Genomic DNA, 16,423 nt, shown 5'->3' on the forward strand with positions numbered 1-16,423 from the left:
CGGCGCCGGGGCGCCGAACCGCTCGATTATGCGCCGGTCTGTTGCGCTGCGGCAATTGAACCGGTGGCTGTCCATAGGGGGTTCCCGCGCGTTTTTTCCCGTGCTGGCGGAAGCGGCCGCCATTCTGTCGGAACGGCCGTGCGGCCTTCGCGAAAACGCGCGGTTGTGCGGCTGCGTATGCGCAGCTAGCCTCGGGCCATGCGCGACAGGGGGCGAGCATGCAGGCGGTCGCGACTGCCCGGATTGTTCCGGCCGGTCGTGTATGCGTTGCTGGTCGCGGGGACGTTCGGCGGGGCGCAGGCGAGCGACGTCCCCGGCATCGAGGACGTGCGTTTCCGCACCTTCAGCACCGAGGAAGGACTGTCGCAGGCGACCGCGCGCGCGATCGCGCAGGACAGCAGCGGTTTCATCTGGATCGGCACGCAGGACGGCCTCAACCGTTTCGACGGCCACAACTTCCGCATCTATCGCCACGATCGTTCCGATCCGCATTCGCTCGCGCAGAACCACGTCTGGGACATCGTGCCCGACGCCGACGGCGATCTGTGGATCGCGACGCAGGGCGGCGGGCTCGGCCGTTACGACGCCGAACTCGATCGTTTCGACAACGTTCGCGCCGACCCGGCGCGCAGCGACGCGCTCGCCGCCAACCACGTCACGGCGCTGCTGCTCGATCGCGCGCAGCGGCTCTGGGTCGCGAGCGTCGCCGGGCGCCTGCAGTGGCTCGATCGCGGCAGCGGCCGTTTCAGCGATGTGCCGATCGGCGCATTGCCGGCGCTGCGCATGGTGCGCGCGATGCTGCAGTCGCGCGACGGCAGCATCTGGCTCGGCACGCACGACGGCCTGCTGCGCCTCGACGCGCACGGCCGCACGCGGCTGCCGCTGCCGGCGGAAGTCGCGCACCTGGATATCTTCGCCCTGGCCGAAGCCTCCGACGCGACGGTCTGGATCGGCACGCTCGATGCCGGCGTCGTGCAGGTGTCGGCCGACGGCCGCCTGCTGCAGCACCTGCGCCACGATCCGGGCGCGGCGCCGGGCGAGAGTCTGCCGGACGACGCCGTGCGCGGCATCCTGCCGGATCCCGACGGCACGCTGTGGTTCACGAGTTCGAACCGCGGCCTTTCGCGCTACGACCCGAAGCGCCGGCGCTTCGGCATCTATCGCCACGATGCGGCGCGCGACTACACGATTGCGGGCAACCGGCTCTGGGGCATCCTGCGCGAGCGCAGCGGACTGCTCGTCGTCGGTTCCTGGGTCAACGGCTTCAGCATCCACGATCCGCGCACGCGCGCGTTCACGCTGATCGACGCCGTCGCCGGCGAGCCGCGCGCGCTGCCTTCGCGGGCCGTGCCCAGCGTGCACGCCGACGCCGACGGTACGCTCTGGATCGGCCTCAGCGACGGCGGCGGCCTCGTGCATCTGGACCCGCAGCGCGGCGTGCTGCGGCGCTACGTGCACGATCCGGCCGATCCGGGTTCGCTGTCGCACGATTTCGTGCAGTCGCTGACGCGCGGCCGCGACGGCAGTCTCTGGGTCGCGACGGTCGGCGGCGGACTCAATCGGCTGCGCGCGGGCGCGACGCGCTTCGAGCACTATCGGCACGATCCGCACAATCCCGGCAGTCTCGCCGCCGACGCGCTCGTGTTCGTCAGCGAAGACCGCGCCGGCACGCTGTGGGTCGGCACGCTCGATCACGGCCTGGATGAACTCTGCGGCGGCTGCGACACCTTCCGGCATCACGCGCACGATCCGGCCGACGCGCAGAGCATCGCCGGCGATACGATCAACGGCGTGCTCGAAACGCGGCGCGGCGATTTCTATCTGGCCTATCGCTCGGCCGGACTCGGCCGCTTCGATCGCAAGACCGGCCGCGCCACGCCGCTGCGTCCGCGCGACGGCGCCCTGCAAGGACTCGGCAACGATTCGGTCGCGGCGCTGCACGAAGACCGCAACGGGAGGCTCTGGGTCGGCATGCAGGGCGGCGGACTCGCGCTGCTCGAGGATCCGCGCGACCCGGCCTCTCCGGTGCGTCCATTCGGCACGCGGCAAGGACTGGCCGCCGATGCGATCGGCGAGATCGCCGAGGACGAGCGCGGCCTGGTCTGGGTCAGCACGACCGTCGGCATCAGCCGCATCGATCCCGACAGCGGACGCATCGTCAATTTCGGGCGCCATGCCGGCGCGCTGTCGCGCGGCTACTGGGCGCGCTCGATGGCGCAGCTGCCCGACGGACGCATCGCCTTCGGCGGTCTGGACGGACTGACGCTCGTCGATCCGCGCAGCGTGAGTCTCGCGCCGCCCGCGGCGCCGATCGTCACGAGCCTGCTGCTCAACAACGTGCCGGCGGAGCTGCGCTGGCGCGACGCGAATTCGCCGCTTGCGCGCAACCTGGTCCGCGGCGGCGACGTCGCGCTGCGCCACGACGACGACAATGTCACGTTCGAATTCGTGTCGCCGTATTTCGCCGGCGCGGAATCGCTGCGCTACGCGTACCGGCTCGACCCGCATGACGCGCGCTGGATCGAAGCCGACCACCGCCGCCTGTTCGCGACCTATACCGACCTTTCCGCCGGCAACTATCGGCTGCGCGTGCGCGTGCGCCGCGATGCCGAGGACTGGATCGCGCAGGAAGGCGGCGTGACCGTCGTCGTCGCGGCCGCGCCGTGGGCCTCGCCCTGGGCGTTCGTGCTGTATGCGGCGCTGGCCGGCGCCGGCGCGTTCGTCGTCGCGCAGCGGCTGCGCGCGAGCCGGCGCGCGCGCGAACAGGTGCAGGAACGCATCCAGCTCAGCGAGGAACGCCTGAAGCTCGCGCTGACCGGCAGCGGCAGCGAACTCTGGGACATCGACCTGCCGAGCGGCCGCATGCACCGCGAGAACCGCATGGAGCACGTCGCCGCGACCGCCGACGCGGCGGAACAATCCCTGTCGGGTTTCCGGCCGTTCGTGCATCCCGACGATCTGGACGCGTTCGAGGCGCAGCTTGCGGCGCACCTGCGCGGGCAGACGCCGGTGTTCGAGGCGAGCTACCGCACGCCGGACCGACAGCAGGAATGGGTCTGGCTGCTCACGCGCGGACGCGTCGTCGACGTCGACGAACGCGGCCACGCGCGGCGCATGAGCGGCATCACCCAGGACATCACCGCGCTCAAGCGCGCCGAGGCCGCGCTGCGCGCGCTCAACGAGGAACTGGAGCTGCGCGTGGAGCGGCGCACGTCCGATCTGCGCGCGGCCAACGTCGAGCTGCAGCACACGCTCGACCGGCTCACGCTGACCCAGCGGCAACTGCTCGAATCGGAAAAACTCGCCTCGCTCGGCGGCCTCGTCGCCGGCATCGCGCACGAGATCAACACGCCGCTCGGCGTCGGCATTACGGCAGCCTCGCACCTGGCCGAGGAAGCGACGCGCCTGACGCGCCTGCTGCAGCAGAACCGACTCGGCCGCGGCGATCTCGATCGCTTCCAGCAGACCGCCTGCGAAAGCGCGGAGATGATCCTGCGCAATCTGCGCCGCGCCGACGCGCTCGTGAAAAGCTTCAAGCAGGTCGCCGTCGACCAGTCGACCGAAGACCGGCGCGTGGTCGAACTCGGCGCCTGCGTCAGCGAGATCCTGACGACACTCGGTCCCACGCTGAAGAAGACGCCGCATCGCGTCGAGCTGGTCTGCGCGCAGCCCGTGGTCTGCGAGACCGCGCCGGGCGCGCTGTATCAGATCGTGACGAATCTCGTCATGAATTCGCTGATTCACGGCTTCGCCGACGGACGTCCCGGGCGTATCGTCGTCGCCGTGGCGCGCGACGCGGGTGCGGTCGCGATCGATTACCGCGACGACGGCGTCGGCATGGACGAAGCGACGCGCGCGCGCATCTTCGATCCGTTCTTCACGACGCGGCGCGGGCAGGGCGGATCGGGACTCGGCATGCATATCGTCTACAACCTCGTCACCCAGTCGCTCGGAGGGTCGATCCGCGTCGACAGTGCGGCGGGCCAGGGCATCGAGGTCGCCATCCGTTTCGGCGGCGAGCGGCATGGCGCGGGCTGAGCGCCTCGGCCGCCGCCTCTTCGCACGCGTGGCCGCCGCGATCGCGTGCGTCGCGATCGCGGCCGGTGCATTGCCGTTCGCAGCGCCGGCGGCCGCGCGCGTGGAAACCGAGGCCGTGCGCTTCCGCAACTACGACGTCGAGGACGGCCTGTCGCACGGCCGCGTCAGCGCGCTCGCACAGGACCGCAGCGGCTATCTCTGGATCGGCACGCGCGACGGCCTCAACCGCTTCGACGGCAAGCGCTTTCGCATCTACCGCCACGATGCCGAAGATCCGGACAGTCTGCCCGACAACGTGATCATGTCGCTCGCCATCGGCGAGGACGGCACGCTGTGGATCGGCACCGCCGGCGGCGGGCTCGCGCGCTACGACGAGGAACGTGATCGCTTCCAGACGTTCCGTGCCGGCATCGCGAGCGGCCTCGCCAACGACTACATCCGCATCCTGCAGCCCGCGCCCGGCGGCGAACTCTGGGTCGGCTGTTTCGGTGCGACCCTGCAGCGATTCGATCCACGCCGCGGTCTGGCGCGCGACCTGGTGCTGGGACGCTTGCCGGAGCTGCAGCGCGTCCATCGCGTACTGACGTTGCCCGACGACGCCGGCTTTGCGTTCGTGGTCGAGGACCGCCTGCTGCTGTGGGACGGCCATTCGACGGCGCTCAAGTCCCTGTTCGCACCGCAGCCCGGCGAAGTCGACCCGAACCTCGAATGGGCCGTGATCGACCAGGACCGCCGGCTCTGGCTCGGCAATCTCGACGGCACGCTCGTGCGCGCCGATCTCGACGGCAACGTGCGCGCGCGCTATCGGCCGGGCGAGGGGCTGCGTTCGGGCGGCGCGCGCATCCTGCTGCAGACGCGCAGCGGCGACATCTGGCTCGGCATGAGCAGCGGCATCGCGCGCTACGACGCTGCGAACGACCGGTTCGTCGAAGTCGTGAACGACGATTCCGATCCGATCAGCCCGCCGAGCGACGTCCTGCTGCTGTTTGAGGATCGCGACGGCCTGCTCTGGGCCGGCAGCGCCGCGCGCGGCGTCGGCATGCACGATCCGGCGAGCGAGGCGATTTCGGTCTACCGCCGTCGCGCGAACGATCCGATCTCGTTTCCGCCGGGCGCGGTGCAGGCCGTCGCGGCAGCACCCGACGGTACCTTGTGGCTCGGCTACGGCGGCGGCGGACTCGTCCATCTTCGGCCCGGCGGCGGCATCCTGCGGCGATACCGCCACGAAGCCGGCGACGAGGCGAGCCTGGCCAGCGACGCGATCGCGGCGCTCGCATTCGGACGCGACGGCTCGCTGTGGATCGGCCACGACAATCACGGCCTCGACCGGCTGGCGCCGGGCGCGACCGCGTTCCGCCACTACCGCCGGCGCGCCGGCCAGCCTTCGTCATTGCCCGGCGATCTGATCAACGACCTCTATGTCGACGCCGACGACACGCTATGGGTCGGCAGCGACGGCGGCGGGCTCGGCAGCCTTTGCGGCGGATGCGAAACATTTCAGACGTATACATTGGGCGGCGACCCGTTCGACCTGTCGGTCGCGACCGTCACCGGCATTGCCGAAACGCCGGATCGCGCGATCTGGTTCGGCCTGTTCGGCGGCGGTGTCGCGCGTCTCGCGCCCGACCGCCGGCAGGTGCGGCGCTTCTCCGCCACGGCGCCTCCGGGCGCCGGGCCGCGCAACGACGTCGTGCGCGTCGTCCACGCGAGTCGCGACGGCAGTCTCTGGGCCGGCGGCAGCAACGGCCTGGACCGCATCGTCTACGACCGCGGCAGCGCCGTGCGCTTCGAGGTCCAGCCCTGGCAGACGGTCGACGGCTCGAGCAGCATCACGTGCATCGTCGACGACGACCGCGGACGCCTGTGGCTCGGCACGGTCGACGGCCTGATGCTGCGCGATGTGGCGGCAGCGCCGGCGCCGCGCCGCGCCGACCTGCTCAACGGACTGGATCGCCGCGGCTACATCAGGAATGCCTGCCGCGCCGCGCGCGGGCAGCTCTATCTCGGCGGTCCGCACGGTCTCGTCGTGTTCTCGCCGGCGCAACTGCCGTCGCCGCCGCCGATCGGCCCGCTCGTGCTCGATGAACTGCTGTTGTTCAATGCGCCCGTGCGTCCGCGGCCCGACGACGGCGACGCGCTGCTCAAGCGCACGCTCGCGCATTCCGAGCGCGTGCGCCTGGGGCATCGCGACGCCGTGTTCGGCTTCAGCTTCGCCGCGCTCGACTACCGCTCGGCCGATCGCGTGCGCTACCGCTATCGCCTGGACGGCCTGCATGCGGACTGGATTCCGACCTTGCCCGACCAGCGCAGCGTGACGTTCTCGGGCGTGCCCGCGGGCAGTTACCGCTTTCGCGTACAGGCGCAGCGCGACGGCGGCGAACCGCGCGAGACCGGCGTCGACGTCGCCATCGCGCCGGCACCGTGGCGTTCGGGCTGGGCCTATGCGGGCTACGCTCTGCTGCTGGCCTTCGCGATCGGCCAGGTGCTGCGGCGCAGCCAGCAGCGGCTGGGCTACGCGCGCCACGTCGCGGCGACGATACAGCGCAGCGAAGAAGCGCTGCGCCGCCTCAACGACGAACTCGAATCGCGCGTCGCGCAGCGCACCGCGGACCTGAGCCGCAGCAACCTCGAACTGCAGGCGACGCTCGACCAACTGCGCCGCGCGCAGCGCCAGCTCGTCGAGGCGGAGAAGCTCGCCTCGCTCGGCGGTCTCGTCGCCGGCATCGCGCATGAGATCAACACGCCGCTCGGCGTCTGCCTGACGGCGGCGTCGCATCTGCAGACGCAGGCGGCGCAATTGCGTACGCGGCTGACATCGGGCGAGCTGCGCCGGTCGGAACTCGACGAGTTCCAGCAGGCCGCCTGCGAAGGCAGCGACATCATCCTGCGCAACCTGCAGCGCGCCGACCGGCTCGTGCGCAGCTTCAAGCAGACCGCGGTCGATCAGTCGAGCGACGCCTGGCGCGAACTCGATCTGGAACAGTCCGTGCGCGATACGCTCGTGATGCTCGGCCCGGTGCTGAAGACCACGCCGCACCGCATCCAGATCGATGCGACGGAACGTCTGTTCGTGCACACCTCGCCGGGTGCGCTCTACCAGATCGTCAGCAACCTCGTGCTCAACGCGCTGCAGCACGCCTTCGTCGCCGGCCAGGTCGGCACGCTGACGATACGGCTGCTGCGCGACGGCGAGGAGTTCGGCATAGACGTCGCCGACGACGGCCGCGGCATGGACGAGCGCGAACGCGCGCGCGTGTTCGAGCCGTTCTTCACGACGCGCCGCAGCGAAGGCGGCAGCGGCCTCGGGCTGCATATCGTGCACAACCTCGTCACGCAGGTGCTCGGCGGGCGCATCGTCTGCGCGTCGGTCGAAGGGCGGGGCACGCGGTTCGCGATCCGCTGGCCGGCGCCGCGTCCGGCGGCAAAGGACGCCTGACGGGGGCGTCGAGAATCGTCGACAACGGCGGCTCCTGGAGGTTTCCCGACAGAAGCGCGTCGCGCTCAGTCGGGCAGGTTGCGCCGCAATGCGACGACGCTGTCCCAGTTCGCGAACAGCAGGTCGGTGAGGTCCGGATCGAATTTCGTGCCGCGGTGTTCGCCGATGAACGCGCGGATCTCCGATTCGGGCCAGGGTTCCTTGTAGCAGCGCCGGCTGCCGAGCGCGTCGAACACGTCGGCCAGTGCGGTGATGCGGCCGGCGACCGGAATGTCGGCGCCGTGCAGGCCGCGCGGATAGCCGCTGCCGTCCCAGTTTTCGTGATGGCTGATCGCGATGTCGGCAGCGAGGCGCAGCACGGGCCGGCGCGATCCCGCGAGCAGGCGCGCGCCGATTTCGGTGTGCGTGCGCATGATCGCGGTTTCCTCGGGCGTATGCGCGCCGGGCTTGTTGAGGATCGCGTCGGGTATGCCGATCTTGCCGATGTCGTGCAGCGGCGCGGCGTAGTTCAGCAGCTCGCAGGTCTTTTCGTCGAGACCGTGCAGACGTCCGAGCATCGCCGCGAGCAGCCCGACGCGGCGTACGTGGTTCGCGGTTTCCTGCGAGCGTGTCTCGGCCGCCCCGGCGAGCAGGTAGACCATGTCGAGCTGGCTCTCGAACAGTTCCTGGGTCAGATGCAGGTTCTCGAACGCGATCGCGACGTTGCTGCAGAACACCTGCATGAGCCGGCGGGCGACTTCGTCGATCGCGTGCGCTTCGCCGACGTAGAGCAGCGCCTCGGACGAATTGCTGTCGATGAAGTGCAGCACGTAGTGGTCGTCGCCGAATACGTGCTGCCTGTGCAGATAGGCGTTTCGCAGCGACTGCACGACATGGACCGGCAGTTTCTCGTCGGCGTTGCGTTCGACGTAGCGGCTGTAGTCGCCGCTCGCCGCGACGACGTGAAAATGATCGGGGAGCGCGCCGTTCGGGCGGCTGATGCGGCAGCACAGCGCGCCGCCTTCGACGCCGACGAGATCGGTCAGCTGTGCGAGCACGGTCGAGGCGAACTGATGCGGCTGATGATGCGCGAACACCTGGGTCGACGCGCGGATGACCTGTTCGAGACCGCGCCGGTTCGCTTCGATCGTGCGCATGTCGCGATACGCGCGCAGCGCGGCGTACAGCGTCGTCGCGAGCTTCTGCGCGGTCAGCTCGGTCTTTTCCTTGTAATCGTTGATGTCGTAGGCCGCGATGACTTCATGCTCGGGCGCCTGGCCCGGCTGGCCGGTGCGCAGCACGATGCGGACGAACTGGTTGCCGATCTGCTCGCGGATCGTGCGCACGAGATCGAGGCCGGCCTGTTCGGACTCCATGACGACGTCGAGCAGAACGACGGCGGCATCGTCGTGGCGCGCGAGCAATTGTTCGGCTTCGCGGCTGGAGAATGCGCTGATGAGTTCGAGAGGACGCTCGGCGAAGCGGAAATTGCCGAGCACGAGCCGCGTGACGTTGTGGACCTCGGGTTCGTCGTCGACGATCAGCACTTTCCACGGCGGCAGCGCGCGCGCCGGCTCGGCGGCGAATTCGAGGCGATCGTCCAACACACCCATGCGGCCCCTCCCGCAGGTGAGTCGCCGGCAGTCTACCCCAGTTGTCCGAGCTTGCGAGGGCGGGTTGTCGGAAATTCACGGATTCCCACGTTCACGGTCGTGAACGCGCGAATCGGGAATCGTCAGAAGCAAGAGGCGCGACATCGCGCTGCTACGATTCCCGATTCCCGCCGGATCACGACTTCCCGTGAAACAGCTCGCGGCCGATCAGCATGCGGCGGATTTCGTTCGTGCCGGCGCCGATCTCGTAGAGCTTCGCGTCGCGCAGCAGGCGGCCCGTCGGGAATTCGTTGATGTAGCCGTTGCCGCCGAGCGCCTGGATCGCTTCGAGCGTCACGCGCACGGCGTTCTGCGACGCGTTGAGCAGGCACGACGCCGGGTCGATGCGTGATTTGACGCCGCGGTCGAAGTCCTGCGCGACCATGTACGCGAACGCGCGCGAGGACTGCAGCGCGGTATACATGTCGGCGACCTTGGCCTGCATGATGCCGAACGTGCCGATCGGCGCGTTGAACTGCTTGCGCTCGCGCACGTAGGGCAGGGTGATGTCGAGCGCGGCCTGCATGAGTCCGATCGGTCCGCCCGACAGCACGAGACGTTCGGTGTCCAGACCGCTCATGAGCACGCGCACGCCTTCGTTGAGCTGGCCGACGACGTTCTCGGCCGGAATCTCGCAGTCCTCGAACACGAGTTCGCAGGTGTTCGAACCGCGCATGCCGAGCTTGTCGAGCTTCTGCGCCGTGGAAAATCCCTTCATGCCCTTTTCGACGATGAAGGCCGTCATGCAGCGCGAGCCGGCCGGACGCGGCGCCGTGCGCATGTAGACCAGCAGCACGTCGGCGTCGGGGCCGTTGGTGATCCACATCTTCGAGCCGTTGGCGATCCAGCGGTCGCCCTTGAGTTCCGCGCGGCAGCTCATCGAGCCGACGACGTCGGAGCCGGCGCCCGGCTCGCTCATCGCGAGCGCACCGACGAGTTCGCCGCTGCAGAGTCCCGGAATATACTTCTTGCGTTGTTCCTCAGTGCCGTTGTGGAACAGGTTCTGCACGCAGAGGTTCGAGTGCGCGCCGTAGGAGAGTCCGACCGAGCCCGATGCGCGCGAGATCTCTTCCATTGCGACGAGATGGGCGAGATAGCCGAGTTCGGAGCCGCCGTATTCGCCCGGCACGGTGACGCCGAGCAGGCCCATCTCGCCGAATTTCTTCCAGAGATCGGCCGGGAACAGATTTTCGCGGTCGATCAGGTCCGCGCGCGGGGCGATCTCCTTTTCGGCGAACTGGCGCACCGATTCGCGCAGGAGGTCGAGGTCTTCACCGAGGGGGAAAGGACGCATGCGGAAATCACCGGGTCGGGGCGCAGAGCCTCGATTCTAGCGTCGCGCCGGAAACACCGGGAATGGGCATGTCCATACTTTTGGCGGCCCCCCGCGGATGCGGCGCCGGAGGGTCGCCCCGGCGCCGCGCCCGACGTCAGCCCGCGGAGTGGATCACCGGGCGGCCGTTCAGCGGCTGGATCTTGCGGTTGTTGTGCGGATAGCGCGCGAGAAACGCGCCGAGCTGGTCCTTCGACATCGTCACCGGCGCGGCCAGCACGTACCACTCCACGTTTTCCGTCAGCGGCGGCGTCGTCAGCGAGCCGAGGTAGTGGTAGTACTCGTGCTTCTTCGGCATCAGCGCTTCGATGTCGATGTCACGGGCCGTCGCGGCATGCGCGGCCAGATCGTCGATGATCGTCTGGGCCGCCGCGTTCGCCGCGCCTTCCTGGAACATGACGCCGACCACCGCGAGACGGCCGTCCTGCGCCTTGAACACGAAATGGCCCTCGAGCGGATAGTGCCTGCCGTCGATCGTGTGCTCGCTCTGCGCGTGGAAATGAAACTGGGCGAGAGAAAAGTGACGCCCGCGGATCTGCGCCTGCGCCGCGTGCGTGTCGACCTGCACGGCATGGCCGTTGTCCTCGACCTTGTCGACGTCGTCGGACAGGCGGAATTCGAGCGCCTGCGGTTCGTCGCCCGAGGCTGGCGTGGCGCTGGCCGTGACGATGTCGATCGGAGACTGCGCGCGATCGAGCGCGGCGCTCCATTTTTCCTGATGGTCGTAGTCGAGCTTGCCCTCGTTCGCGAGGGCGGGTGCGGCGAGGCCGGCAATCAACAGCGCGAGTACTGCGGAACGCATGGTCGAACTCCGAGGGAAGGGCGCCGCGGAGTCTATCGGGGCGGGGCTGTGGTTCGCAGCGGACCGCAGACCGGCAGGCGACGGCCTGCCGGTCCTCAGGCATATCCGTCTTGCGTCACTGCCCGCGCATGCGACCCAGGAAGCGGGTCTGCTGGTTGCCCATGTGCGGCAGCTTGATGCGGCCGATCGCGTTGATGCGTTCCTCGGCCATGCGGTCGGCGGCCTTGTAGGTCGGAATGCCGTCGCGCTTGGCGATCTGGAAGATCTTGCCGAGGTTGTAGTAGATCGTGCGCATCATCCGCATCGCACGTTCGCGGTTGTAACCGTCGATTTCCAGCGACACGTTCATGAGTCCGCCGGCGTTGACCGCGTAGTCGGGCGCATACAGGATGCCGCGCGCTTCGACTTCGTCGCCGATCGCGTCGTTGGCGAGCTGATTGTTCGCCGCTCCGCAGATCACCTTGCACTGCAGGCGCGGCAGCGTCTTGTCATTGACCGTGCCGCCGAGCGCGCACGGCGAGTAGATGTCGGCCGGCACGTCGTAGATTTCATCCAGGCCGACGGCTTCGCAGCCGAACTCGTCGACGCAGCGCTTCACGGCTTCCTGGTTGATGTCGGTGACCCACACCTTCGCGCCCTGCTCGCGCAGCAGCTTCACGAATTCCATGCCGACGTGGCCGACGCCCTGCACGGCGTAGCTGTACTTGCCGACGTCCTCGTTGCCGAACTTCACGTTCAGCGCGGCCATCAGGCCCTGCAATGTGCCGAACGCGGTGAACGGCGAGGGATCGCCCGAGCCGCCATGGACCTGGTGCACGCCGGTCACGAATTCAGTTTCCTTGAGCACGTATTCCATGTCGTTGACGTCGATGCCGACGTCTTCGGCCGTGATGTAGCGGCCGTTGAGCGAATTGATGAAGCGGCCGAACGCGCGGAACAGCGCTTCGGACTTGTCCTTGGACGGATCGCCGATGATCACGGCCTTGCCGCCGCCGAGATTGATGCCCGACACCGCGGCCTTGTAGGTCATGCCGCGCGACAGACGCAGCACGTCGTTGAGCGCTTCCTGCTCGGTCTTGTAGGCCCACATGCGCGTACCGCCGAGCGCCGGACCGAGGACCGTGTTGTGGATCGCGATGATGGCCTTCAGGCCCGCGTCCTTGTTGTGGCAGAAAACGACCTGCTCGTGGCCCGTCTGAGCGAGGGTTTCAAAGATCATCGACGTACTACTCCGGTGTGGAGACGCGGGATGGCGCGGGGAAGGCGCTGAACGTGGCGCACCAACTTCGCGAACATCCTGCGCTAAGTGGCTGAGTGAGAAGGGGTACGCACAAACGCCGGCAAGAGGGGGCGGGCGTCGGCGGCGCGTAGTGTAGCCGCGAGTGCCGGTGGGTGGAACGCTCTAGCCGCCACGGTCGGGCAGGACCGCAACAACTCGTGCGGCGCCGTGCCGAAAAGCAGCGTTTGCTTCAACGCGGACCGCGCGCTTCGTTCTTCCGGAGCCGCCTGCGAGGAAGCGGCGCATGACTGCGCCGTGGAAACGTCGAGGTTTTTCGACGTTCCCTTGGGTCAAGGGAGCGCCGAACGCGAGCGGCGCTCGCGTTCGGCGCAGGTGTGGATGAGGAGCGGCACGGCAAAGGGGCGTAACGCGAATGCTGCGTTGCAGCTCAAGGAATCATGATCTTGTTCGTTCGCGACTTCTCGGGCTTCGGCGCGGGCTTGCCGGCCTCGTCCTCGATCGTGCGCAGGCTCACGTCGTCGGCCCAGATCGTGCCCGCGTCCTTGAGCAGCAGGCCGATGACGACGTTGTGCACGTCGTGCGGCACGGTCACCGCCACTTTGACGGTTTTCCACTTGTCGACAGTGCCTTCGATTTTCTCGCCGAGCACCTGGTCGAGCACGTCGCCGGTGCTGCTGGTCAGGTTGATGTAGGGGTAGAAACCGTCGGGGCCGACGTTCTCGGTACGCAGCTGGAAGCGGAACTCGACCCGGCGGCCCGCGATCGGTGCGGCGGGAACCGCCTGGTCGAGCGCGCCGTAGTGCTGTTCCTTGATGCGCGTCAGCCGGAAGCTGCGCTTGCCCTTGACCTGGATGTCGCCGACCGTCGTGAACTCGTAGGCGTCCTCGCCGGAATGCTGCAGCGCGCGCCAGCCGCTGACGACGTCGTGGACCGTGGCCGGTTCCTCGAAACCCGGGTTCTTGAGCCGGATGTCCTTGGCGGACGCGGTACCGGCGGCGGCGAGGCCGAGCAGCAGGGCGGTGCGAAACAGCATGCGTGACTCCGGAAAATGACGGGCAAAGCGCAATCATAGTGCGTCGCCGCGACGCGTGCCGCCTCCGTCAGCGCGACACGGCGGGCTTTCATTCGTCCGGACAACCGCCGGGCCGGCGCGACGGCGCCGCGGGCTACAATCTCCCCCCTGCGCCACTTCGCCCGGAACGACGATGAGCATTCCCGCCAAACTCGTAGCCACGCAGGATCAGGCCGCGCCCGCTGCGCCGCTGCGTTTCGTCACCGCCGCGAGCCTGTTCGACGGGCACGACGCCGCCATCAACATCATGCGGCGCCTGATCCAGGCCCAGGGCGCGGAGGTCATCCACCTCGGCCACAACCGTTCCGTCGAAGACGTCGTGCGCGCCGCGCTGCAGGAAGACGCCGATGCGATCGCGCTGAGTTCTTACCAGGGCGGCCACGTCGAATACTTCAAATACATGGTCGACATGCTCAAGGAACGCGGCGCGGGTCACGTGCGCGTGTTCGGCGGCGGCGGCGGCACGATCACGCCGGAGGAGATCGCCGAGCTGCAGGCCTATGGCGTGGAGCGCATCTACCACCCCAACGACGGCATGCACATGGGCCTGGTCGCGATGATCGAGGACGTCGTGCGCCGCGCCGGGCAGGGCCGCAGCCAGCGCATCGCGGCGCAGGCGACGCCCTCGGGCGCGCAGCCCGCGCTCGACGACGAGATCGCGATCGGCCGCGTGCTCACGGCGATCGAGAACGGCGACTACGGCGACAGCGAACTCGCGCAGCTGCGCAGGGACTGGGCCGCCGGCGAATCGCGTTTCGCGCTGGCCGGCCGTGGCGCGCCGGTCGTCGGCATCACCGGCACCGGCGGCGCCGGCAAGTCGTCGGTCACCGACGAACTGCTGAACCGCTTCCTCGCGAGCTTCCCCGACATGCGCATGGCCGTGATCTCGGTCGATCCGACGCGGCGCCGCACCGGCGGCGCGCTGCTCGGCGACCGCATCCGCATGAACGCGCTGCGCAGCCCGCGCGTGTTCATGCGTTCGATGGCCACGCGCCGGCAGCACGTCGCGACGAACGTCGTGCTCAAGGATTGCATCGCCTTCCTCAAGGGCCTCGGCTACGACCTCGTCATCGTCGAGACCGCGGGCATAGGCCAGTCCGATTCGGAAATCGTCGACCTCGTCGATTTCCCGATGTACGTGATGACCAGCGACTTCGGCGCGCCGAGCCAGCTCGAGAAGATCGACATGCTCGACTACGCCGAGCTCGTCGTGCTCAACAAGTTCGACAAGCGCGGTGCCGAAGACGCGCTGCGCGACGTGCGCAAGCAGTGGAAGCGCAACCGCACCGCGTTCCAGATGAAGGACGAGGATGTCCCGGTCTATCCGACGATCGCGAGCCAGTTCAACGATCCGGGCGTCAGCTGGATGTTTGCGAATCTTTGCCGGCTGCTGGCGGCAAAGATGGGCATCGGGCATCGGGAATCGGGAGTCGTGAGTCCGCGCTGCGATTTCGCGCCGGAACTCGACACCTCGCTGAAAGAACCGCGCGCGACGGTGCTGATTCCGGGCCACCGCGTGCGCTATCTCGCCGAGATCGCCGAGCAGGGGCGCGGCGTCAACGCGACGATTCTTGCGCAGGCCGAAGTCGCCGACCGCGCCCAGTCGTACTGGCAGTCGCTGCGCGATCTCGACGACGCGAAGCTGCCGAAGGCGCTCGACCTCTACGCGGTCGAGCACCTGACCGACGGCGACGACCGCAGCCTGAAGACCCTGCGCCAGCGCTACAACGACGCGATCCAGTCGCTGAGTTCCGAGGCGCTGAAGCTCCTGCGCGAATGGCCGGCGCGGCTGAAGTCGGTGACCGACGAGGTCAACGAATACCAGGTTCGCGACAAGACGATCCGCGTGGAGAACTATCGCGAATCGCTGAGCCACCAGAAGATCCCGAAGATCGCCGCACCGAAGTACCGCAGCTGGGGCGAACTGCTCGTGTTCCTGCAGAAGGAAAACCTGCCGGGCTACTACCCGTACACGGGCGGCGTCTATCCGTATCGCCGCACCGGCGAGGATCCCATCCGCATGTTCGCGGGCGAGGGCACGCCCGAGCGCACGAACCGCCGCTTCCACTACCTCAGCGTCGGCCTGCCGGCCGCGCGCCTGTCGACCGCGTTCGACTCGGTCACGCTGTACGGCGAAGACCCGGCGATCCGCCCCGACATCTACGGCAAGATCGGCAATTCCGGCGTCAACATCGCGACGCTCGACGACATGAAGAAGCTCTACTCGGGCTTCGATCTCTGCGCGCCGTCGACGTCGGTCTCGATGACGATCAACGGACCCGCGCCGATCATCCTCGCGATGTTCATGAACACCGCGATCGACCAGCAGGTCGAGAAGTATCTGCGCGAAGACGGCGCGCGCTGGGACGCCGCGCGCGAGAAGATCGACGCGCTCTACGCCGGCCGCAGCCGTCCGCAGTACGGCGGGCTGCTGCCCGACGGCAACGACGGGCTGGGTCTCGGGCTGCTCGGCGTCACCGGCAATCAGGTCGTCGATGCGGAAACCTACGAGCGCATCAAGGCGCAGACGCTCGCGACGGTGCGCGGCACCGTGCAGGCCGACATTCTCAAGGAAGACCAGGCGCAGAACACCTGCATCTTCTCGACCGAGTTCGCGCTGCGCATGATGGGCGACATCCAGCAGTATTTCGTCGACCGCAACGTGCGCAATTTCTACTCGGTGTCGATCTCGGGCTATCACATCGCCGAGGCCGGCGCGAACCCGATCAGCCAGCTCGCCTTCACGCTGTCCAACGGCTTCACCATCGTCGAGTACTACCTGGCGCGCGGCATGAAGATCGACGACTTCGCGCCCAACCTGTCGTTCTTCTTCAGCAACGGCATGGACCCGGAGTACACCGTCATCGGCCG

General features: G+C 68.3%; 8 protein-coding genes. 3 read left to right on the forward strand and 5 right to left on the reverse strand.

Going from position 1 to position 16,423, the window contains the following annotated elements; translation table 11 throughout:
- Positions 1-258 precede the first annotated feature (258 nt).
- Complete coding sequence (locus tag VLF18_RS04180) at positions 259-4,038, forward strand: two-component regulator propeller domain-containing protein (RefSeq protein ID WP_325278363.1); 3,780 nt, start codon at positions 259-261, stop codon at positions 4,036-4,038.
- Positions 4,025-7,474 (forward strand): two-component regulator propeller domain-containing protein, encoded by a 3,450-nt coding sequence (locus VLF18_RS04185; RefSeq protein ID WP_325278364.1) that lies wholly within the window; start codon positions 4,025-4,027, stop codon positions 7,472-7,474. The genes VLF18_RS04180 and VLF18_RS04185 overlap by 14 nt, the downstream gene beginning before the upstream one ends.
- Before the next feature lie 65 nt (positions 7,475-7,539).
- On the opposite strand, the gene VLF18_RS04190 is transcribed toward VLF18_RS04185, so the two are convergent.
- The 5 genes from VLF18_RS04190 to VLF18_RS04210 form a co-directional block, all read right to left on the reverse strand.
- On the reverse strand, positions 7,540-9,066 hold the full coding sequence (locus VLF18_RS04190) for a DUF3369 domain-containing protein (RefSeq protein WP_325278365.1): 1,527 nt from the start codon (positions 9,064-9,066) through the stop codon (positions 7,540-7,542).
- A gap of 175 nt (positions 9,067-9,241) precedes the next feature.
- Entirely contained in the window at positions 9,242-10,399 is a 1,158-nt protein-coding gene (locus tag VLF18_RS04195) for an isovaleryl-CoA dehydrogenase (protein ID WP_325278366.1), read from the reverse strand.
- Between the two features lie 136 nt (positions 10,400-10,535).
- Positions 10,536-11,240 (reverse strand): carbonic anhydrase family protein, encoded by a 705-nt coding sequence (locus VLF18_RS04200; protein WP_325278367.1) that lies wholly within the window; start codon positions 11,238-11,240, stop codon positions 10,536-10,538.
- 115 nt (positions 11,241-11,355) lie between these two features.
- On the reverse strand, positions 11,356-12,459 hold the full coding sequence (locus tag VLF18_RS04205) for a Glu/Leu/Phe/Val dehydrogenase dimerization domain-containing protein (RefSeq protein WP_325278368.1): 1,104 nt from the start codon (positions 12,457-12,459) through the stop codon (positions 11,356-11,358).
- Positions 12,460-12,907: 448 nt separating this feature from the next.
- Positions 12,908-13,513 (reverse strand): hypothetical protein, encoded by a 606-nt coding sequence (locus tag VLF18_RS04210; protein ID WP_325278369.1) that lies wholly within the window; start codon positions 13,511-13,513, stop codon positions 12,908-12,910.
- Positions 13,514-13,685: 172 nt separating this feature from the next.
- Between VLF18_RS04210 and VLF18_RS04215 the strand changes: the two genes are divergently transcribed.
- A partial coding sequence (locus VLF18_RS04215) for a methylmalonyl-CoA mutase family protein (RefSeq protein ID WP_325278370.1) occupies positions 13,686-16,423 on the forward strand: 2,738 nt, incomplete at its 3' end.

This window comes from Tahibacter sp. (genome assembly GCF_035481375.1).
GTDB lineage: Bacteria > Pseudomonadota > Gammaproteobacteria > Xanthomonadales > Rhodanobacteraceae > Tahibacter.